The organism is Brevibacterium sp. SMBL_HHYL_HB1 (genome assembly GCF_018208375.1).
Taxonomy (GTDB): Bacteria; Actinomycetota; Actinomycetes; order Actinomycetales; family Brevibacteriaceae; genus Brevibacterium; species Brevibacterium intestinavium.
Genome location: NZ_CP062936.1, coordinates 3,376,104 through 3,396,930 on the forward strand (window position 1 = coordinate 3,376,104; position 20,827 = coordinate 3,396,930).

General features: G+C 66.1%; 18 protein-coding genes. 10 read left to right on the forward strand and 8 right to left on the reverse strand.

Translation table 11 applies throughout. The features are described 5' to 3' along the window. Positions 1-555 precede the first annotated feature (555 nt). The 7 genes from IG171_RS15500 (at position 556) to IG171_RS15530 (ending at position 6,901) form a co-directional block, all read left to right on the forward strand. Positions 556-1,476: a reverse transcriptase domain-containing protein gene (locus tag IG171_RS15500; RefSeq protein ID WP_212128252.1), complete on the forward strand. Its 921-nt coding sequence runs from the start codon at positions 556-558 to the stop codon at positions 1,474-1,476. Positions 1,477-1,526: 50 nt separating this feature from the next. Further along, a protein-coding gene (locus IG171_RS15505) for an IS3 family transposase (RefSeq protein WP_212131495.1) occupies positions 1,527-2,938 on the forward strand; the annotation gives its coding sequence in 2 pieces (ribosomal slippage) (positions 1,527-1,875 and positions 1,875-2,938; 1,413 coding nt in all). 50 nt (positions 2,939-2,988) lie between these two features. Continuing rightward, positions 2,989-3,936, forward strand: coding sequence for a group II intron maturase-specific domain-containing protein (locus IG171_RS15510; protein WP_212128253.1), 948 nt, complete (start codon positions 2,989-2,991; stop codon positions 3,934-3,936). A gap of 184 nt (positions 3,937-4,120) precedes the next feature. Next, positions 4,121-4,891, forward strand: a complete 771-nt coding sequence (locus tag IG171_RS15515; RefSeq protein WP_212128254.1) for a glucose 1-dehydrogenase — start codon at positions 4,121-4,123, stop codon at positions 4,889-4,891. 68 nt (positions 4,892-4,959) lie between these two features. Next, complete coding sequence (locus IG171_RS15520) at positions 4,960-6,036, forward strand: VanZ family protein (RefSeq protein WP_212128255.1); 1,077 nt, start codon at positions 4,960-4,962, stop codon at positions 6,034-6,036. Between the two features lie 54 nt (positions 6,037-6,090). Continuing rightward, positions 6,091-6,540, forward strand: coding sequence for a hypothetical protein (locus IG171_RS15525; RefSeq protein ID WP_212128256.1), 450 nt, complete (start codon positions 6,091-6,093; stop codon positions 6,538-6,540). A 1-nt stretch (position 6,541) separates the two neighbouring features. Continuing rightward, complete coding sequence (locus tag IG171_RS15530; RefSeq protein WP_249203740.1) at positions 6,542-6,901, forward strand: helix-turn-helix transcriptional regulator; 360 nt, start codon at positions 6,542-6,544, stop codon at positions 6,899-6,901. A gap of 77 nt (positions 6,902-6,978) precedes the next feature. On the opposite strand, the gene IG171_RS15535 is transcribed toward IG171_RS15530, so the two are convergent. From IG171_RS15535 to IG171_RS15550, 4 genes are all read right to left on the reverse strand, one after another. Beyond that, positions 6,979-8,406, reverse strand: coding sequence for a PepSY-associated TM helix domain-containing protein (locus IG171_RS15535; RefSeq protein WP_212128257.1), 1,428 nt, complete (start codon positions 8,404-8,406; stop codon positions 6,979-6,981). Between the two features lie 76 nt (positions 8,407-8,482). Further along, complete coding sequence (locus IG171_RS15540) at positions 8,483-9,139, reverse strand: hypothetical protein (protein WP_249203741.1); 657 nt, start codon at positions 9,137-9,139, stop codon at positions 8,483-8,485. A gap of 84 nt (positions 9,140-9,223) precedes the next feature. Next, entirely contained in the window at positions 9,224-12,724 is a 3,501-nt protein-coding gene (locus IG171_RS15545) for a DEAD/DEAH box helicase (protein ID WP_212128259.1), read from the reverse strand. Between the two features lie 170 nt (positions 12,725-12,894). Then, the gene (locus tag IG171_RS15550) at positions 12,895-13,842 is read right to left on the reverse strand and encodes a ketopantoate reductase (RefSeq protein WP_212128260.1); all 948 of its coding nucleotides are present in this window, start codon (positions 13,840-13,842) and stop codon (positions 12,895-12,897) included. Between the two features lie 135 nt (positions 13,843-13,977). On the opposite strand from IG171_RS15550, the gene IG171_RS15555 reads away from it, so the two are divergent. Next, the gene (locus tag IG171_RS15555; protein ID WP_212128261.1) at positions 13,978-14,640 is read left to right on the forward strand and encodes a TetR/AcrR family transcriptional regulator; all 663 of its coding nucleotides are present in this window, start codon (positions 13,978-13,980) and stop codon (positions 14,638-14,640) included. 39 nt (positions 14,641-14,679) lie between these two features. Here the strand turns inward: IG171_RS15555 and IG171_RS15560 are convergent, their stop codons facing one another. Further along, positions 14,680-15,534, reverse strand: a complete 855-nt coding sequence (locus tag IG171_RS15560) for an aldo/keto reductase (RefSeq protein WP_212128262.1) — start codon at positions 15,532-15,534, stop codon at positions 14,680-14,682. A gap of 159 nt (positions 15,535-15,693) precedes the next feature. On the opposite strand from IG171_RS15560, the gene IG171_RS15565 reads away from it, so the two are divergent. Continuing rightward, positions 15,694-16,089 (forward strand): hypothetical protein, encoded by a 396-nt coding sequence (locus tag IG171_RS15565; RefSeq protein ID WP_212128263.1) that lies wholly within the window; start codon positions 15,694-15,696, stop codon positions 16,087-16,089. Between the two features lie 67 nt (positions 16,090-16,156). After that, positions 16,157-17,338 carry an SLC13 family permease gene (locus IG171_RS15570; RefSeq protein WP_249203742.1) on the forward strand — a complete coding sequence of 394 codons (1,182 nt, stop codon included), beginning with the start codon at positions 16,157-16,159 and terminating at the stop codon, positions 17,336-17,338. A 273-nt stretch (positions 17,339-17,611) separates the two neighbouring features. Here IG171_RS15570 and IG171_RS15575 read toward each other — a convergent pair whose 3' ends face one another. From IG171_RS15575 to IG171_RS15585, 3 genes are read right to left on the reverse strand one after another with little or no spacing between them, the layout of a single operon-like run. After that, positions 17,612-18,622, reverse strand: coding sequence for a TRC40/GET3/ArsA family transport-energizing ATPase (locus IG171_RS15575; protein ID WP_212128264.1), 1,011 nt, complete (start codon positions 18,620-18,622; stop codon positions 17,612-17,614). Continuing rightward, positions 18,613-18,915, reverse strand: coding sequence for a cory-CC-star protein (locus tag IG171_RS15580; protein ID WP_212128265.1), 303 nt, complete (start codon positions 18,913-18,915; stop codon positions 18,613-18,615). The genes IG171_RS15575 and IG171_RS15580 overlap by 10 nt, the downstream gene beginning before the upstream one ends. Before the next feature lie 7 nt (positions 18,916-18,922). Then, positions 18,923-20,650 (reverse strand): carbon starvation protein A, encoded by a 1,728-nt coding sequence (locus tag IG171_RS15585; RefSeq protein WP_212128266.1) that lies wholly within the window; start codon positions 20,648-20,650, stop codon positions 18,923-18,925. Positions 20,651-20,827 lie beyond the last annotated feature (177 nt).

Genomic DNA, 20,827 nt, shown 5'->3' on the forward strand with positions numbered 1-20,827 from the left:
GTAGATCGGACGGGTGAGCGCAAGCGAACCAATCGATGAGATCTCGTGACTTTCGAGGTAAGCCGGCGATAACCAACGCGGCACCTTTAGCAGCCAGAGGCGGAAGGGCCTCAAGCGGATGCGTGACTCCAGTTGAATCGCATTACTTCACCGCTGCTGCCGGGACAGAGATGGCACCCACCCCGATCGCACCTCAGGTGTGCGGAACACGGAAACCCCGTACAGGTCCGCACATCTGCCCAGATGTGCGGTAGTGCGCTGCGCAAGCGGCGTGCAACCCCTGTGCGGGAACAGGATGACAGAAGAAGCAAACGCCGATGGGTCGAAAGGCCACGGGAAAGCGTGCACATATGGAGGTCCCACTCCGCGCACGTATAACCGATCGGATAGCCAGGGTCTCCTGGCCAGCGAAAGCTAAGCCAACGTCTGTCAGGTGAGCCTGCAAAGAGGGCTCTGAATCAATCAACGACAACATCATCTGGGAGTTAGACGATGCTACCTACGGAGAACAAGGGCCCCGGTCCTGAAGCTCCTGCGGGAGCTTCGAATGAACAGATGAGCGACTCGCAGCAATGGGCCTCAGTCAACTGGGGCAAGGAGCAGCGAACCGTTCAGCGATTGAGGCAGCGCATCTTTGCGGCGTCTCAGGCAGGCGACCTCAAGCGACTGAGGCGCCTGCAGAAGCTGGCCCTGCGAAGCAGGTCGGTCGTCCTCGTGGCGACTCGACGTGTGACACAGGACAGCACGGGCCGCATGACAGCTGGTCTCGACGGTGAAACCGCGCTGACACCCACCGCCAGGTGGAGGTTGGCAATGGAGGTCCTCAACGACATCCAAGGTAACACTGTCGGTGGAAAGGCCAAGCCAGTCAGGCGTGTGTACATTCCGAAGAGCAACGGGAAGCAGCGCCCACTCGGGATCCCGGTCATCCGTGATCGGGTACTCCAGGCCGTCGCCAAGACTGCACTGGAACCAGAATGGGAAGCGAAGTTCGAGCCGAATTCGTATGGGTTCAGGCCCGGACGGAGCGCGCATGATGCGATCGGGCAGCTTTGGCTGTCAACCAGCAAGGGCGCCAAGCGTCGCTGGGTACTGGACGCGGACCTTAAGGCCGCGTTTGATCACGTCAACCATGACTTCCTGCTGGACGCCCTCGGTACCTTCCCAGGCAAGACCTGGGTTGCTGAGTGGCTGAAGGCCGGTGTCGTGGAACGTGGGATGAGAGCTCGCACTGAGGAGGGAACTCCCCAGGGCGGTGTCATCAGCCCACTGCTGCTGAACATCGTGTTGCATGGTCTGGAATCTGCTGCCGGAGTGCGTACCTTCGCGGAAAAGGTGAAGGGTAAGACCCACATCAAGACCGCAAGAGACGCACCGGTGCTGGTCCGCTACGCCCCTGCGTGTCAGGGTGAGTTGAGTCCACCGGTTCATAGCAAGTCCGCCTTAGCAGGGCGAGATCAGGAACAACCACGATGAGTATCTCGACTCTCTCCCCATCATCAACTCCGATCGGCGATGATGGAACGATGAACCCTCGCCACCCACGCGCTGATGGTCCACGCCGACGTACCTTCACCCCCGACCAAAAACTCGCCCACCTGACCGCGTACGAAGAAGCCTGCAGGCAGCAGCAGGGAGGAGCCTACCTGCGCCGTGAGGGGCTGTATTCCTCGCTGATCACCGAATGGCGCAGACTGCGCGATGCGGGTGTCTTGGATGGAAAGAAGCCCGGTCAGGCGGTCGGGAAGCCGAGCAAGGATCAGGCTGAGATTGCCCGGTTGCGCCGCGAGCTCGAGCAGACCCAGCAGCGTTTGGACCGCACGGAGACGGCATTGGAGATTATGGGAAAAGCACGCGCGCTCTTGGAAGAGACCTCCAAGAGCGCGGATACCGAGACCAGGCGGAAGAAGCGCTGATGAACGCCTACACCGAGCTGACCGTCCACGGCTTGAGTACCCGGGGCGCGGCTGGGCTGACCGGTATCGCGCGGTCGACCGCGGCACGCCGCCGCAGACGTTCAGGCCCGCCTGTACCGCGGGAGGTGGTCCCGGCCAACCGGCTCGACTGCACTGAACGAGCGCATGTGCTGGCCGTGCTCAACAGTGCTGAGTTCGTCGATTCCACCCCGATGCAGGTCTTCGCCACTCTCCTCGACCGGGGCGTCTACCTCTGCTCGATCTCGACGATGTATCGGATCCTGGCCGAGCATGCCCAGGTCAGAGAACGTCGACGGCAGGCCAGGCATCCTGCCCGAGCGGTGCCGGAACTGGTCGCTGACGGGCCGGGACAGGTGTATACGTGGGACATCACCAAGTTGGCCGGACCGACCCGGGGTGTGTACTACGACGCCTATGTGATGATCGATATCTACTCCCGCTACATCGTTGGTGCTCATGTCCATGCTCGTGAGTCCGGACCGTTGGCTCAGGAGATGATGGCCGAGGTGTTCGGCATCCACGGCATCCCACAGGTGGTCCATGCCGACCGGGGCACGTCGATGACGTCGAAGTCCGTGGCTACACTGTTGGCCGATCTGGAAGTGACCAGATCGCATTCGCGGCCGAAGGTCTCCAACGACAATCCCTATTCCGAAGCGTGGTTTAAAACGTTGAAGTATGCGCCGGTCTTTCCCGAACGATTCGGGTCTTTGGCTGGGGCGCGAGGGTTCATCGACGAGTTCGTGTCCTGGTATAACCATGAACATCACCACCAGGGACTCGGTCTGCATACGCCGGCCGATGTCCACTACGGACTCGCAGCGGCCAAGGCGAATGAACGCGCTGACGTCCTCGCCGCGGCCCGGGCGGCTCATCCTGAACGGTTCGCCACGAACGCACCCCCGAAGGTCCTCGACCTCCCTGCGGCTGCCTGGATCAACAAGCCCGTCGAGAGCACGACTGACGACGACCGCCAGCAGGTTGAGCTACCAGCTGCCTAACTCCCGCTGGTCTCACTCACCTTGACAAATTCCGCGCCGACGACTTCGTTGTGCTCGCGCACACGAAGGAAGACGCGGAACGGATCAGAGACGACATCCGGAAATGGCTGAAACCTCGGGGTCTGATCATCAACGAGGAAAAGACTTCGATCAGGCGGCTTGAGGACGGGTTCGACTTCTTGGGCTTCACAGTCCGGTCGTTCCCTAATGGGAGCTGCTACATCAAGCCATCTAGGGACGCTGTCAAGCGGATCAAACGTAGGATCACGGAGATCGTACGAGCCCACCGGGGCTCGAACGCACTTCGGCTGATCAAGGCCTTGAACCCGGTTCTCCGGGGATGGGCCAACTACTACCGGACCATCGTGGCCCAGAAAACCTTCGCGGAAATCGACGACCACGTGTGGAAACGCGTGTGGTGGTGGGCCAAACGGCAACACCCGAAGAAGACCCGGAAGTGGGTCGCAAGACACTACTTCGGAAAGTTCGACCCGACCAGGAACGATCGATGGATCTTCGGGGACAAGCCCTCGGGCGGATTCCTCACGAAGATGGCATGGATCAAGATCCAGAGGCACGTCAAGGTCTACTACCGGAACTCTCCGGACGACCCCGCGCTGACGGACTACTGGACGGACCGCCGGAAGAAGGGCGACTCGGGACTGTCCAAGTGGCAGAACCGATTGGCATGGAAACAGCAGGGACTCTGCACCCTGTGCAACCAGCCCCTACTCGACCCCGCTGACGCCCCGGACCTGAAGGCTGAACGAACACGATGGTTGAACGCGGCCCGTAAGGGTCTCCACGTTCACCACTACATGGTGTTCAGGAAGCACGGAGGGAACGACTCCGACGCGAACTGCCGCCTTGTGCACAACACGTGCCACAAGGAGTACCACGCCACGCATCCCCACGGGGAAGCTGGTCCACCCGAATACGCAGCGAAGAGATTCCTGCGGAAAGACTTCCGAGCCACCCCGCGGGGTGACGAGGCCTGAGAACGCCCGGGGTACCTGGCTGACTCTGATCGAGCGGGAACGGTGCACAGCACCTACTACCAAACGAAAGGAGGAAAGCCGGGATGAACACCCCAATGGGCCTGCTTGAGCCGGATGCCGCGAAAGTGGCACGTCCGGTTCTGAGGGGGCCGGGGTGTGGCAACACACCCCGGCTACCCGACCCATGACCACCACGGACTTCACCGACAAGGTCGCCTTCATCACGGGAGCCGGCGTCGGCATCGGCCGCGCCACCGCTCTCGCCTTCGCCGAGGCCGGGGCCGACGTCGCCTTGGTCTCGATCGGCGAAGACGACCTGAACGAGACCGCCCGACTGGTCCGGGACACCGGTCGGCGCGCCCACCCCATCGTCGCCGACGTCTCCGACGCCAGCGCCGTCCAGGCGGCCGTCTCCTCGACCGTCGACGAATTCGGCCGGATCGACTTCGCGGTCAACAACGCCGGCATCGAACAGCCGCCGACACCGCTCGATGAGACCGGCCAGGACGACTGGAACCGCCTCCTCGCGGTCAACCTCACCGGTGTCTTCCTCGCAATGAAGCACGAGATCCCCGCCATGTGCGAAAGCGGCGGCGGGGCCATCGTCAATCTGTCCTCGGGAGCCGGTGTCGTGGGCATCAGCGGTCAGGCCGCCTATGCCGCCACCAAGCACGGGGTCATCGGCATGACGAAGTCCGCGGCGCTGGAGGTCGCGGCCGAGGGGATCCGCATCAATGCGATCTGCCCGGGCATCATCGAGACCCCGATGATGGGCCGCTTCTCCGGAGGAACCCCCGAGGGCCGCGCCCGCGTCATCGCCCAGGAACCGGTCGGTCGCATGGGCCGACCCGAGGAGATCGCCTCGGCGGCCCTGTGGCTGTGCTCAGACCTCGGCGGGTTCGCCGTCGGCCACGCCCTCGTCGTCGACGGCGGCCAGACCGTCGGCATCAGCTGAGCGCCTGCCTCGGATGAGGAGCATCGACACGTTCGGGCTGACCTGGGCGGAAACGTAGAATTGCGGGAATGAGCTCTTTCGTCATTCCCGCATTCGTCGCTGTCCTCGTCGGCTGCGGCCTCGCCGTCCTCGCCTTCGTGCCGTTCGTCGCGATCAGCTACCGTCGCCGAGGCGGACTGACCCTCTGGCACGCCTTCGTCTGGCTGGCCGCCGCCGTCTACGCGATGGCCCTGTGGACGTACACTCTGCTGCCAGTTCCTCCGGCCGATGAGGTCACCTGCGCAGCCGTACAGCTGCGGCCGTTCCAGTTCGTCTCCGACATCCTCAGCTTCGACACCGGCAGCGTGCGCGCTCTGATGACCAACCCCGCGGTTCTGCAGGTGGCTCTCAACGTCGTCCTCTTCGTTCCGCTCGGCTGGTTCGTCCGACAGCTCGCAGGCCGGGGCATCATCGTCGCGACGATCACGGGTCTGACCGCCTCGGCGCTCATCGAACTCACGCAGCTGACCGGAATCTGGGGGGTCTACCCCTGCGCCTACCGGGTCTTCGACGTCGACGACCTCATCATCAACACCCTCGGCGCCGTCCTCGGCTCGCTGGCCAGCCTGCTCCTGCTGCGTCGGCGGAAGGACCTGGCCGACGCCGCTGCGCCACAGCCGATCACGGTCACACGTCGGCTGACCGGAATCGTCTGCGACCTGCTCGTCTGGGGTCTGTTCGGCTGGACGGTCTCCATCGTGTTCATGGCCTTCACAGCCCTCCTCGGCGACGGAACGATCACCGAACCGGATCCGATCGTGGTCTTCATCGGCTTCGCTCTGCCCTTCGTCGCTCAGCTGTACTCGGTCCTCAGCCGGGGTGTGACCCTCGGCGAACGGCTCGTCCTCATCGCCGCCGTTCAGGTGCGCAGGCCGGTGCTGCTCGGCCGGAGCCTGCGCTTCCTCTTCGGCATCGGCGGGTACATGCTGCTGTCCCAGTGGACGTTCCCGCTGTCCGGGCTGCTCCTCTTCGCCCTCGTCGCCGCCTCGGCCGTCATGGTCTTCACCACCCGACGCCACCGCGGACTGGCGTGCGTGGTGTCGGGAACCGAGATCGATGATGTCAGAACGCGCGACACCGTGGCACCAGGTGAGGTCGGCCGGTGAGCGGTCCCGAACAGACCTCTGCCATTGGTAGTGAACCATTGGTACAATACCTGTATGAACACCGTTGGACAGTCTCCTCAGTCAACCGATGTGCGGTCCCTTTTCCTGCCGTACACGCTCAGTCTCGTCGGCGGTATGGCAGCGGTGCAGATCTGCATCGCCGTCACCGGCGGTGAGATCACTGTGCTGGCCGCGACGCTCACTGCGGTCGTCGCGTTCGGCCTGCTCATCTGGGCATGGCGTCACCGACGCCGCCTCACGCGGGTGCGCTTCGGTGGGGTCATTGCGCACACCATCGCCTATGTCGTCGTGACGACCTCGTTCACCGCCCACGCCGCCGGCCGCGGCATCGCCCTCGGAGCCGAAGGCGGGATCGAGGCGGCCGCAGACAGTCTTCTGGCCTCGCCGTGGTTCGGTGCGACCCTTGTCATGAGTTCCCTATGGGGCCTCGGCCTGCTCCTCCACCTGCTCGGCACCGTGCTCGGGCACGGCTGGGAGGACTGAGGTGGCGTCATCGCATCCGAGCGCCGAGGAGGAATGGCTCGACCACCGCGTGGACTCGTGGGTCGAAACTTATAAGAAGTCGATGCTCACGCCCATCATCCTGGCGCTCGTCGCCGACCATCAGCCGATCGGCATCGCCGCCGTTGCCGAGGCACTGAGGTCGACGACGGGCTGGAACGTCACCGAAAGGGGCCTGTACCGCACGCTCAAGCGTCTCGAGGACTCTCAGCTGCTGGCAACGAGTCAGGTGGACGCGCCGCGCACCGGTGCGAAACGCAAGGAGCTCTCGCTCACCGACCTCGGCGTCGCCTTCTTGGCTGGGATCCGAGCCAACCTCGTCGAGGTCCCAGAGAACGGCTGAGCAAGTGATGTGTGCCCGCCGCCGACCTCGAAACGGATCGGGCGGCGGGCACAGTTGTCAGCGGAGACGCCTCACGGTCATCGTGCCCTCAACCCCAGCATCGCATCGACGATGAGGAAGACGACGAGGCTGGCCCCCACGAGGGGCAGGACGATCCCGATGCCGATCGCGACGAGCGCCACACCTGCGACTGCCCACCACGGCGCACCGGCAAGGGCACCGCGGCCGGGAGCGACGCCGAATCGCCTCGTCGGATCGTGCTTGGGCCGCCGCTGCCACCACATGAGGTACCCCCACACGACCATCGAGGCGATGCCGATCGCCAGGACGAACAGAACGATCTGGTTCGCCAGCCCGAACATCGACCCCATATGCAGGTCGATTCCCCACCGTGCGAGTTTGGCCGCCGGCCCGTAGTCGGCGAAGTCGACGCGGTCGGTGACCTCCATCGTGTCCGGGTCGAAGGCGACGGCGTCGACCTCGGTGGGGAAGCTGCGTTGGATCTCCTGGACGACCCAGGCCGAGTGCTCATCGGCGGGCGGGAGGATCTCGACGAGGCCGGTGTTGACATTGACCTCGCGGGCCATCGACAGCATCATGTCGAAGTCGGCAGGATCGATGGCGGGCGCGGTCGCCTCGGCGGAGGAACTGCCATCATGGTGGTGGGTGTGCTCGTCGCCGGCCGAGGTGTCGCCCAGCTCGGTGGAGATCGCGGGGGTCTCCCAGCTCAGGGCCGCACGCAGCTTCGTCACATTCTCCCCGCCCAGCTGGGACCACGTGATGCCGGTCGCGGAGAGGAACAGCATGCCGATTGCCGCCCACACCCCGACTGAGGCGTGCCAGGAGAACGTGCGCCGCAGTCCCCTGTGCTTCCGGTCCGGGCGCAGCATCGCGGCGAGGCGGCGTGTCTTCCGAGCACGGATGATCCACAGGACCAGACCGGCGACGGCGACGATTCCCAGCCACGAGGCGGCGAGTTCGCTGTAGAGGCGCCCGACGTCGCCGAGGTGGAGGCTGCGGTGCAGCTGGTCGATCCAGGTTCGCAGGGGCAGGGCCCCGGAGGTGCCGTAGACGGTGAGGTCGCCGGTCACCTCGGCGGTGGTGGGATCGATGAAGATCGCCCGGGATTCGCTTTCGCCCAGCTGGGGGTCGGCATACATCACTCGGGTGGTCGTTCCCGGTTCGGGAGCGGGGCGGACCGCGCTGAGCGTGTCCTCGTCTCCGACGACGGCGTTCGCGGCTTCGATCTGTTCGGTCAGGGGCAGGGACGGTCCCGAGGTCGAGGTCGTGAGCTGGTCGGCGTAGACGATCTTCTCAAGCTGTGGGCTGAGCGCGTAGAGCGCACCGCTGAGCGCGGCGATGAGGATGAACGGGCCGATGAGGATTCCCGCATAGAAGTGGAGTCTGCGCAGGAGCGGGCCGAACCATGGGCCGGCGGGTCTGTGTCGGTGGCGTTCGGTCCGGGGGTCGGAGTTTTCGGGCAGGGATGACGTGCGAAGTGTCATGATGGCGCTTTCTGTGAAGAAGGGTCAGCAGGACCCGCACCGGCGCCGAGTGCCGATGTGCGGGTTCGGTGAGTGTTCAGAAAGCGTGTGCGGGAGGTCCTCGTCGCAGCACCGGAGACCGGACGATGCCGGGACGGCGCGGCTGCTCAAGGCGGATGATGACCGTCGGCCGCGGACCTTCGGGCACGGTGCGCGGACGGGAGAAGACGGGCAGGAGGGCACGGATGATCCGGCGGCCGAATTCGCAGAGCTTGGCCGGCAGCGCCTCCGCCCAGTAGATGAGGACGATGGTGAGCACGGCCGCTGCCAGGTGGGCCAGGAGCATCGGCAGCGAGCCGTGCGCGTGCGCCCCGGAGCTCATTGCAGGATCCGTCGGGTCACCGGAACCGATTCCCACACCGGCCATGGAGCTCGTCGCCCTTGCGTGATGGTGTGCATGCTTTTCGACGGCGCTGGTCGGCCCGGGTGCAGAGGCGAGCGGTGTGAAGACGGTGAACAGCTGGTGGAACAGGGCCTGGCTGGCGACGACGGAGGCCGACAGCCGCCACAGTGACAGCTTCCGACCGGCCAGCAGCACACAGACGAGTGTCGACAGCGCCAAGGGGACGATGATCCCCCACAGGCTGGGCATCGAGCCGCCGCCGATGATGTGGGAGGCCAGAGCGACGAAGGTCGCCGCAGTCGCTGCGGCACTGCCGCGCAGAGCGCGCCGGCGCCTGCCCCCCGCATTCACCCGACCATTCTCACACAGCCGGCAGGGGCATCGGCGACACATCGTGTGCCCTTCAGCCGTCGGCGGCGCATCCGCGGCTGCGGCTCACCCGTCCAGCAGCCCCTGGATATCGGCGGCGGAGATGACCTCGCTGAAGGCCTCCCCGTCGTCCATGAGCGCTGTGAACAGTTCGGCCTTCTTCTGCTGCAGCGCCAGGACCTTCTCCTCGATCGTGTTCTCGGCCACGAGGCGGTAGACCATGACGCTGCGTGTCTGTCCGATGCGATGCGTGCGGTCGATCGCCTGGGATTCGGCCGCCGGGTTCCACCACGGGTCGAGCAGGAACACATAGTCGGCCTCGGTGAGCGTGAGGCCGAAGCCGCCGGCCTTGAGACTGATGAGGAACACGGCAGCGCTGCCGGTGCGGAAGGACTCGATGACCTTCGTCCGGTCCCTCGTCGACCCGTCGAGGTACTCATAGGCGATGCCCTGCGAGTCGAGTTCGGCGGCGACGGCGCGCAGATAGCTGGTGAATTGGCTGAAGACGAGCGCACGATGGCCCTCGGTCCCGATTTCGCTCAGGTGCTCGAGCAGCACGGTCAGTTTGCTCGAACCGATTCCCGAATCGGCGTATTCGTCGACGATGCCCGGGTCGAGGGCGAGCATCCGCAGCAGGGTGAGCGAACGGAAGATCGCGAACCGGTTCTTCTCGAAGTCGCCGAGGAGGCCGAGCACCTGCTTGCGTTCGCGCTGGAGGACCGTGTCATAGAGCCGGCGGTGCTGGGCTTCGAGTTCGACGCCGAGCACCTGTTCCTGCTTCTCCGGCAGGTCCGCGGCGACGAGGTCCTTCGTGCGTCGCAGCATGAACGGACGCAGCCGCTTGCGCAGCTTCGCCATCCGTTCGGGATCGTCGCCCGATTCGATCGGTCGGACGTAGTCGTCCCTGAAGCGCTTCGCGTTCGGGAACAGGCCCGGTGCGGTGACGGCCGCCAGCGACCACACGTCGTTGAGCGAGTTCTCCATCGGGGTGCCCGTGATCGCCAACCGGAAGGGAGCGGCGATCCGTCGTGCCGCCCGATGGGTCTTCGCCTGGCTGTTCTTCATGAACTGGGCCTCGTCGAAGACGACTCCGGCCCAGTCGAGCCCGGCGAACTCCTCGACGTCGAGCCTCATCACCGCATAGGAGGTGACGACGATATCGGATCCGGCACTCGCCTCGGCGACGGTGCTCCCCCGCTTCTTCGCCGTCGCCGACAGCGCGGTGACCTGCAGGTGCGGTGTGAATTTCCGGGCCTCGAGCACCCAGTTCGCCACCACCGAGGTGGGTACGACGACGAGGAACGGCGACGAGTCCCGCTTGGCGTCGTTCCGCAGCCGGCGGTCGTGGTCGATCAGAGCCAGCGTCTGCAGGGTCTTGCCCAGTCCCATGTCGTCGGCGAGGATCCCGCCGAGGCAGTGTTCGAGCAGGAACGTCAGCCACCGGAAGCCCTCGACCTGGTAGGGACGCAGGTCCGCGTTCAGAGTGGGCGGGACGTCGACCTCGGAGATCGTGTCGATCTCGCGCAGACCCGCCATGAGATCCGCCCAGGCGGGGTCCTCCGCGGTCTCATCGGCGAGTTCCTCGAGGTCTTCGTACAGCGCGGCCTGGTAGCGGCTGATCTGCGGGTTCTCCGGAGTGAAGCCGTCGAGTGCGGCCGCCTCGGCGAGGAGTTCGCGCAGGGTGTCGAAGGCGTGGTGGTCGAGGGAGAAGTACGAACCGTCGTTGAGCAGCAGGTGCGTCTGTTCGGTCGCGAGCGCGGTGAACAGCTCGGCGAACGGGATCTCGTGGCCGTCGATCGTCACATCGATGCCCAGGTCGAACCAGTCGGAGTCGTCTCTGGCCTCGGTGCGCATCGTGATCGAGGGGTCGGCGTCGAGCTCCTGGAACTCCGGGGCCTCGTCGCTGCCGGCGATCGTGACGGCGATGGAGCCGAGTTCGTCGATCCTCGGCAGTGTCCTGGTCACGAAGGTGGCGACGTCGATGCCGGTCAGCGTCTCCGACGGGGTGCGGGCCAGATCGCCGTCGATTGCGCGCAGCTCGGTCAGCGTCGCCCGCTCGAATTTCGGGTCGCGTGCGTCCGGGCGGCCGGTGTATTCGGAGTCGTGTGCGATCAGCGGGCAGGTGCGCTGCGGTGAGTAGTAGGTCCACGACCAGTCGAGGCGCGCAGTCGTCGGCGGGCTCGATTTCTGTCGGCTCCTGCTCGGGGCGGTCTCGAAGGTGATGTGGAGGTTGAGGTGGGGTTCGCAAGTTTCGGGCAGCTCGACCGAGCCATCGCTGCTGATGATCGTCTCGGTCCGGCCGGGGTTGCTCTGGCCCGAACCGGTTCGGTCGGCGGTTTCGCTTCGGCCGGAGCTCCGCGTTCCGTGGCCGGTCGGGGTGCGCAGGAGCGGAAGGATGCGGTCGAAGAATTCGTCCTGACCTTCGACGGGGATCTCCGTCGCCGAGGCAGGGCCCAGCATCGTCTTCTGCGCCGGGGTCAGGTGCGCAGACAGGGGTGCCAGAGTGATCGCCGCCTTCGACTTCCCGGTCATCGTCAGCGAGTACACGCCGGTGCGGCCGATCGGTCTGACCGTCGTGGATGGGACCGACCGGTCATCGATCATGACCTTCGGTGCCACGAGCAGCGGGGATTGGGGCCCGGCGGGTTCGCTGCGGGTGACGTCGATGTGGAACGACGCCGCGTCAGCGAGGTGGACCGCGATCTGCTTGTCGGTGCTGACCAGGGGAATTCCGAGGTCAGAGGCTTGGGCGAGAAGGTCCCACAGATGCGGGGAGGCGAAGCTGTCGAGTCGGATCGTCGCGGCGGAGCTCGCATAGCCGGAGAGTCCGAGCAGGTCGTCGAGGCTGGCCAGGCGGTAGAACCATTCGAACTGCTCGGCATCGAAGCGGGCGGCCTGGGACCGTGAGCTGAACCAGTGCCAACCGGCCTGCCCCTTGATCCAGTTCGACTTCGCCCCGGGCACGAGCGGGCGGATGTGCAGCTCGGGTTCCGCTTCGTCGGTGATCTCGGAGGCTTTGAGGCGGGCGGGGGCCTTCGGCTGGAAGTAGTGATGTGCCGGGGGCCGGTGGAGTTCGAAGCCGAGGGCCAGAGCCTGTTCCGTTCCGGCAGATCGTGCCGCCCGGTGTGAGGCCTCGACGATGCGATCGAACTGCTGCTGCCATGCCGGCGTCGGCTCGGGTGGGCGTGCGGTGGCCGGGCGCAGTGCGTCCGGGACGGTCGCCGGTCCGGCCGGGTACCGAATGCCGGGAATGCTGCCTTCGACGATGCGTTCGTTGTTGACCAGCAGCGTCGCCACGCAGTGCTTGCAGTCGGTGCCGACCGGGCAGGTGCACTCGGCGAAGACGACCTCGCCGGGCTCCCCGTCCTCGAAGTCCTCGAAGCCGACGGTGGTGCGATAGAGGCCGGTCGAACCGGCGACGTCGCCGACGAGCTCCTGGTCGCTGTCGTGCCAGACGACCCGCAGAACATGTCCCTGCTCGGCGTATCTGCTGCCGCGCGAGTATGCGCCGGGCCCGGCGAGGTTCATGATCTCCTCGCCGGACACCAAGGTCAGTGTTCGGTCCATGGCCTCAGCGTCTCACGACCCACTGACACAGCGGCACAGCAGCGCAGGGCCGTCGGGTCGCTTCGGTCCAGCATCGCTTAAGCTCCTGAGCTCGCGCCGTCCGAGATCCACGGGCCGCATACGATGTCGTTGAAGTCGATGGCTCCGGCCACCGACTGCCCAGCCCTGGTTCAACGGAACACGGGCGCGAGCGCAGCCAGCTGCGGGATGGGCACTTGGAGGCGACGCGCCTCGGCGAGGACATCGCGGGGATAGATGTTCATCATCTCCGCGCTGCCTTGGGCTCCGACCTGGGCGTCCCTCGTCACCGCGCCGTAGATCGAGCCGCCGCCCAGCAGCTTGCGCAGGCCGAAGGCGACCGGCCCCGTCGGGAGCAGGCGGATGGCCTTCGCACCGCGCGTCGGGACCCCGCCTTTCGCCTCGAGGACCGGCAGCATCTCGCGGATGAGTCGAAGGGTGAGCTTCGCTGACGCCGGCGAGCGCACGAACGCTTCGACACCTCCCGCCTGGCGGATGCCGACCATGAGCCCGGCGTCGAGGATGAAGTGGAACCACAGCCAGCTGCGGAAGTCCTCGACCGTGGTGACCGAGAATCCCGCACCGGTGAGCAGCTCGTGCACCCTCGTGTGCGCCGCAGTCGGTGGACCTCCATCGAGGAGCCCGAGCGTGAGCGACCGCAGCATTCCGCCGCGCAGGGTGCTTCCTGCGAAGCCGCCGCCTCCGCCGGGGAAGCCCCACACCACCTGCCCCGCGGGAAGCGGTGCCGCACTATCGCTCGGGTCGTCCCAGATGTTGTTGAAGATGAGAAGAGCGGCGTCGCCGAGGCGGCTGCTGAGGAACTCCACCGCCGTGGGCAGCTGGTCGTGGTTGACGCTCAGGATGATGAGCTCGTAGTCATGGTTCGAGTCGAGGTCTTCGCGCATGGTCAGCGGCCACCGATGGCTGATCCGACGCTTCCTCCCACGCGCTCGCCCGTCGAGGATGTCGAGATCGACGAAGGGGCCGTAGGTGGCCGTTCGTCCCGGTCGGACGTAGAAGTCGACGTCGTGTCCTGCCTGCTCCAGTGCCCACCCGTACTGTGTCGCGATGACGCCGCGACCGAACATGAGAATTCTCAACTGCTTCCCCTTCCCCCGGCCGTCCGCCGAAAGTCTGTCTGCTCGCCGCCCAGCCTGTTCTGGAGCGGGCTTTCCACTTAGACTAAGCGGATAAGTGGAATACCCATTCCTTTTTCGGGGGAAGTGAGAGAAGAGATGTCCGAGCCGACTCAGATCGACGCCGCCGGCTCTCCCCGTCTGCGTTCGGATGCCGCTGCGAATCGTCGGCGGATCCTCGCCGCGGCGAAGGAGCTGTTCTCCGAGCGCGGACTCGACGTACCGATGAACGCGATCGCCCGGCGGGCCGGAGTCGGCGCCGCGACGCTGTTCCGACGGTTTCCCGATCGTGAGAGCCTCGTCGCCGAGGTGTTCGCCAGGCAGATCGACCATTGCGAATCCGTGCTGGCGCAGGCGGTGGCCGACCCTGATCCGTGGCGGGGGTTCTGCCGTTTCATCGCCGAGATCGCTCGCATGCAGATCGCCGATCGCGGCTTCACCGAAGCGTTCCTCTCCACGCAGCGGACGGATGCCGCCGTCGGAGATCGGCGAGGTGGGGCCGAAGCCGAGTTCGCCGACCTCGTCGACCGTGCGAAGCAGACCGGAATGCTCCGGGACGACTTCGTCGTCGGTGATCTGGCGATGGTGATGCTGGCCAATTCCGGACTCGGCGCCGCCGCGAAGGAGCACAGGATGGGCCTGTCGCAGCGCTTGGTCGCCTATCTCCTCTTCGCTTTCGGCACCGAGGCCGCCCGGTCACAGATCACCCTTCCGCCTCCGAACCCGATGGGCATCGTCGACCTCTACACAGCCGAGAGCTGACCGTGGCCGCCCGAGCTCACTGTCGGGAGAGTGCCACCTTCACATCTCTTCGTGCGTCAGCGGATCGCGGTCCTTCATCCGTCCGCGCTCGAGTGCGGAGATCGCGTCCACCTCGGCGGGGGTGAGGCTGAAGTCGAAGACATCGGCGTTGGTGGCCTGCCGATCCGGGTTGGCCGATTTCGGGATCGGGAGGCTGCCGATCTGCAGATGCCAGCGCAGGACCACCTGGGCCGGGGTCACACCATGGGCGGCGGCCGCCTCGGCGATGGGGGCCTCGTCGAACAGTCCCTGGTCGCGGTAGAGCGGGGACCAGGCCTCGGTCTGGACGCCGATCGTCCGGTGGAAGGCGATGAGATCGGCCTGCGGGAAGTACGGGTGGAGTTCGACCTGGTTGACGGCCGGGGTGACTCCGGTGGCGTCGATGAGCTCGGTGAGCATCGCCTCGGTGAAGTTCGAGACGCCGATGGACTTGACCAGCCCGCGCTCGCGCAGCTCGATGAGTCCGCGCCAGGTCTCGACGTACTTGCCGACGCTGGGGTTGGGCCAGTGGATGAGGTGGAGGTCGAGGTAGTCGAGGCCGAGCCGGGCCAGGGACTCCTCGGTGCTGGCGATGGATTCGTCGAATCCGTGGTGGCGGCCGGGGATCTTCGAGGTGACAAAGAGCTTCTCACGGTCGACGGCGGAGTTCGCGACCGCCTCGCCGACTTCGCGCTCGTTCTCGTAGTTGACCGCCGTATCGAGCAGGCGGTAGCCGACGGTGTCGACGGCGTTCACGATCGCGTCGACGCCCTCGGGCCCGTTCATCGCATAGATGCCGAGACCGAGCTGCGGGATCGCGCGCCCGTCGTTGAGGTCGAGGGTGGGGATGGGAGAACTGTCCGTTGGAGTAGCCATGGCTCCAGCCTATGACCGCCGAGGTGATCCCGCCAGGCTGCGGCCGACCAGGAACGGTTGGGCGCGGTCCGGCTGGGCACGGCGTTCCCAGCACAGAGTGTTCTGAGAAGATGGAATCGTGAGGACGAGAGTCGACAGGTGCGCTGGGCCGGGTGAGCGATGACGTCTTTCATCGTCGCGCTGATCGTCTGCCTGTTCATCGCCCTGCTCATCCATCGCAGCATCGTCTCGACTCGCACATATGCCCTCGTGCTCGCCTTACCGCCTGAGGATGCCGTCGAGGTGGTCGAGAGCTGCTTCGCACGGGTCGCGTGGGTGAATACGACGGGACCGGGGCTGATCAACAAGGCCCGGGTCAATGACAGTGCTCGCACGGTCATCGTGTCCATCGACGTCATCGACCGGGCCGACGAGTGCGAAATCCGAGCCTGGGTCTCCGAGCGCAAGGCGATAGCCGGCCTCACGTTCTCTCTCGGCGTGCTCAAGCCCGCTCACTTGCGGGTCAGGCTGCGGCGGCATCCGGCGTTCGTGCGCGAGGCCGAACGACCCGGTTGATGCCGATCAAGGGCCCGATGGCCCTCGGCCGGAGCGGACGGTGACAGGAGTGCCGTACTCTGCAGGTGTGCGCGAAAGCCAGTGGAATCCTCGCTCTCTGCGGTGGAACGTCATCGTGCCGTGGGTGCTCATCGCGGTCGCGGTCCTCACGGTCATCACCGGTCGTCTGCCGGGCGAGGACCTGGTCGGGCTCGCGGAGACGACCGGGCCCGTCCTCGTCTTCGTCATCGCAATGACGATCGTCGCCGAACTCGCCAGCGTCGCAGGAGTCTTCTCCGTCGTCGCCGAGCGCCTGGCCGTCTGGGGGCGGGGGCGGCGAGCGCTGCTGTGGCTCTTCGTCCTCGCCATGGTCACGGTGTCCACGGCGTTCATGTCCTTGGATACGACAGCGGTCCTCATCACTCCGGTCATCGTCGTCCTTACCCGGCATGTCGGTCTCTCTCCGCTGCCGTTCGCTCTCGCCACCGTCTGGTTGGCCAACACCGCCTCACTGTTCCTGCCGGTGTCGAACCTGACCAACCTGTTGGCCGCCGATGCGCTCGGCGGGACGCCGCTGGAGTTCTTCGCCGAGTTCTGGGCTCCGGCGCTCGTGGCGGTGCTCATCACGGTCCTCGCGCTCACCCTCATCCACCGCCGGGACCTGAAGGGCCGATACGAGCTCGAGGAGACCACGGTGATTCCCGACCGACGCCTGCTGGGCATTGCGGCAGTCGTCGTCGCCGTGCTGCTGCCGATGCTGGTGACCGGGATCCCGGTGGCCCTCGTCGCCGGTGCCGCGGCCCTCGTGCTGCTCGCGGTCTTCGCCGTCCGCCGACGCAGCGTTCTCACCCTCCGGCTCGTTCCGTGGCGGACGATCGGGATCGCAGCGAGCCTGTTCGTCATCGTCGAAGCGATCCACGTCCAGGGCTATGACGCGGTCCTCGGTGCCGGTCTCGGGCACGGTGAGGGCGTGTTCGACCTGCTGCGGATCGCGGTCATCGGTGCCCTCGGCGCGAACGCGGTCAACAACCTGCCCGCCTATCTCAGCCTCTCGGCGTTCACGGACACGCCTCTGCGGCTCGGCGCCCTGCTCATCGGCGTGAATCTGGCCCCGATCATCACCCCGTGGGGGTCACTGGCCACCCTGCTGTGGCATCAGAGGCTGACGGCGATGGGCGTCGAGATCTCCTGGCGGAGGTTCGCGATGCTCGGTTTCGGACTGGTGCTCGTGCTCGTGCCAATGACAACGCTGGCGAGGTGGCTGGGGTGAGGCGACGCGGCATGCCGTGCTGCCTCGGCGGCACGCCGTGCTTGCGCGTCTCCGTCTCCTGCGGGTGGATCCACTTCGATTTCGCCGCCGGATTCACGCTGGATCCACCCGCAGGAGACAAGTGCCGCGGTCCCGACGACCGGGCGCCTCACGTTTCGTCCCTGGCGCTCGAGAGCCTCGAGAGCCTGGGCAGGCGACTGGCCTCCACTCGACTGGCCTCCACTCCCCTGACCTGAGGCTCAGCCCCCTCGCGTGCCTCAGCTCCTGCCCGCCTCAGCTCCTGCCCGTCTCGGCCGCTCCACTGAGCAGATCGGCCAGCTGCCGCACCGCCTCGGTGCCGGTGAGCTCACCGGCCAACAGCGGCAACTCAGCCACCGGCAGCGGGTCCACGGCGGCGTGCAGATGGGACAGCTGCTCGTCTTCCAAGGCACGGCGGCCGGCGAGGAAGTCTCCCGAATCGGCCGGGGAGAGCCGGTTGACGACGATGCCGGCGAGATCGACGTCGAGCTCACGCAGCTGGCGGACGAGGACGAGGGTCTCGGCGACCGGCAGACGTTCGGCGAGCGTGGTGATGAGAAAACCGGTCTGCTGGGCATCGGCGATGGTCTTGCGCAGCAGGGCGAAGCGGTCACGCCGGGCCAGCAGGGTGCGCCGCATCTGGGCATCGGGACCGGGCGTCTCCTCCTTCGGGCTGACGAGGGAGCGCGCCGCGGCGGCAAAGCGCTCCGAGCGGTCGCGGTTGGCCACCAGCGATTCGGCCCAGCCGGTCAGGCGCTCGGGCAGGGACAGCAGGTGGACGGTGTGCCCGGTCGGTGCGGTGTCGAAGATGACGAGGTCATAGACGCCCATCGCCTCTTCGCAGATCACCGCGATCCGCTCGAGGACGGCCGATTCGTGGCTGCCGGGGGCCGACTTCGCCGTCCGCAGATGGTCGCGGACCGCAGCGTGAGTGCGTTCGGGCAGCATCCGTCGCATCATCGCCTCGACCGTGGCGAAGTGCGCGTCGATCGTGGCCTGCGGATCGACCTCGATGGCGTCGACGACACCGGGCCCCGCCTCGGCGCCGGTGCCGGTCTCGGCGGTGTAGACGCGCCGAGCCTCGTCGGCGAGCTTCGTGCGCCAGATATCGCCGAGGTTGTGCGCCGGATCCGTCGAGACCAGCAGCACGCGCCCACCGTCGAGGGCACGGGCCATCGCCAGCCCGGAGGAGATCGAGGTCTTGCCCGTACCGCCCTTGCCGCCGACGAAGAGGAGCCTGCTCGAGCGTGCGATGTCTAGCAGCATGCGATGTGGTCCAACGGCGATCGTGGCAGACCCATGCGCCGATGCCAGGCGTGGAAGTCGTCCCAGACGGCGGGCATGAGCTCAGCCGTGTAGTAGGCAGCCGGGTCGGGCACGCCGAGGGCCTCGCCGAGGACGACGACGGAGAAGAAGTCGTCCTCGGCCTGCTGCTCTCGTTTGAGCGTCTGCCGGTAGGGGCCGACGTAGAACTCGAGCAGTCCCTCCCGGAATGCCGCCCACTTCTCGGGCAGCGCCCGGAGACGGCGGGTGATCTGCTCTGCGATGCTGCCTGGCATGGTGGAATCAGACGTTCTCTCGCGTCGCCGCCAGCTTCTCGTCCGCGTCGGGGTCTTCGGCTGGTTCCCGATAGGCCCGACGCATCGCGAGGAATGCCTCGATGGCGACCCAGATGCTGGCGATGATGATAACCACATCGATTGCGAACAGCAGCCAGTCGGTCGAGCCGGGAGTGGCGAAGCTGACGAGCTGATCGATGGCCGCCCAGAACGACATGACGAAGACGATGACCAGCGGAATCATTGCCGGCAGCGGACTGCGCCGCTTGCGGATGAGGATGACGGCGATGATCGCCAGGGACAGGGAGGCCATGAGCTGGTTGGTCGTGCCGAACAGCGGCCAGATGCGCAGTCCGCCCTCGCCGCCGAGTCCCTGGGAGAACGTCAGCCCGAGGCCGATGACGACGACGAGCAGAGTCGCGGGGACGTTGGTGATCCGCAGCTTCACGGTCTCACCGATCTCCTGGATGACGAAGCGCAGCAGGCGCATTCCCGTGTCCATGGTCGTGGCGGCGAACAGCACCGCCATGGTGGCCAGGACGGTCGCGGACAGGGAGGCAGGCAGTCCGAGGCCGTTCTCCATCAGGGCTCCTCCGCCCTGGACGAAGGCATCGACGCCACCCTCACCGAAGGCTGAGTAGATCTCCTTCCAGGCGGCCGTGGACTTGATGCCGCCGATGACCGCCAGGATCGTTCCCAGCGACAGCAGGCCCTCACCCACCGCACCGAAGTAGCCGACGAAGCGGGCGTCGGTCTCCTTGTCCAGCTGCTTCGAGCTGGTGCCGGAGGCGACCATGCCGTGGAAGCCGGAGATGGCTCCGCAGGCGATGGTGACGAACAGCAGGGGAATCATGCTGGGCGTGCCCTCGGGCAGGTTCGTGTTGATGGCCGGGGCGACGATCTCGGGCTTGACCGCGGAGAAGAGCGTGGCGGTGAGCACCGAGCCGAAGAGGAGGATGAGGCCGATGAACAGCTGGACGCCGTTGATGTAGTCGCGCGGCTGGAGCAGCACCCACACCGGCAGCAACGAAGCGATGGCGCCGTAGACGAAGAGGGCGACGATCCAGAAGGTCGCGGGGCTCATGCCCAAGAACGACTCGGGCAGGACGACGGGAACGCTGTTGCCGAGGACGATGAGTCCGTAGAGGAGTACGACTCCGATGACGGTGACGGGAATCAGCGGGATGCGCAGACGGTAGACGCAGAGTCCGACGAGCAGCGCGACGACGATCGCGCCCCAGGTCGGGATGACCGCGGTCGGCGTGCTGATCAGGAGGTTCTTGATGACGACCGCGAAGGCCGCGATGACCATGAGCAGCAGCAGGAAGATGACGATGAGGAAGAGGTTCGCCCCGCGTTTGCCGATGTAGCGCGAGGACAGGGCGCCGATCGAGCGGCCCTTGTTGCGCGCCGAGGCCCACAGGGTTCCGAAGTCGTGCATGCCTGCGAAGAAGACCGTTCCGATGGTCACCCACAGCAGCGCCGGCAGCCAACCCCAGATCACCGCGATGGCGGGGCCGACGATCGGTGCGGCACCGGCGACCGAGGTGAAGTGGTGGCCCCAGAGGATGTACTTGTTCGTCGGAACGTAGTCGACGCCGTCATGGAGTTCATGCGCGGGCGTGGTGAATGTGTCTTTGAGCTTGAAGATGCTGCGTCCGAGGAACTTCGAGTACAGGAGGTAACCCGCAACGAATATGGCCAATCCGACAAGCATGATGAATAGGGAACCCATGAGGCTCCTCCCTTCGCAGTGCACCGCTGCTCCGCACAGAACTCACAGTTGTTTGCGACCCGATCTTATCATTTCCTGTGAGTTGCCTCGCAGTTGTCTGCCTGCGGCTGCCTCAGTGCGGTGCCCGTACCCGCTCGGCATCTGATCGGCAATTCCACAGGAGAGGCGGCCCTGAAA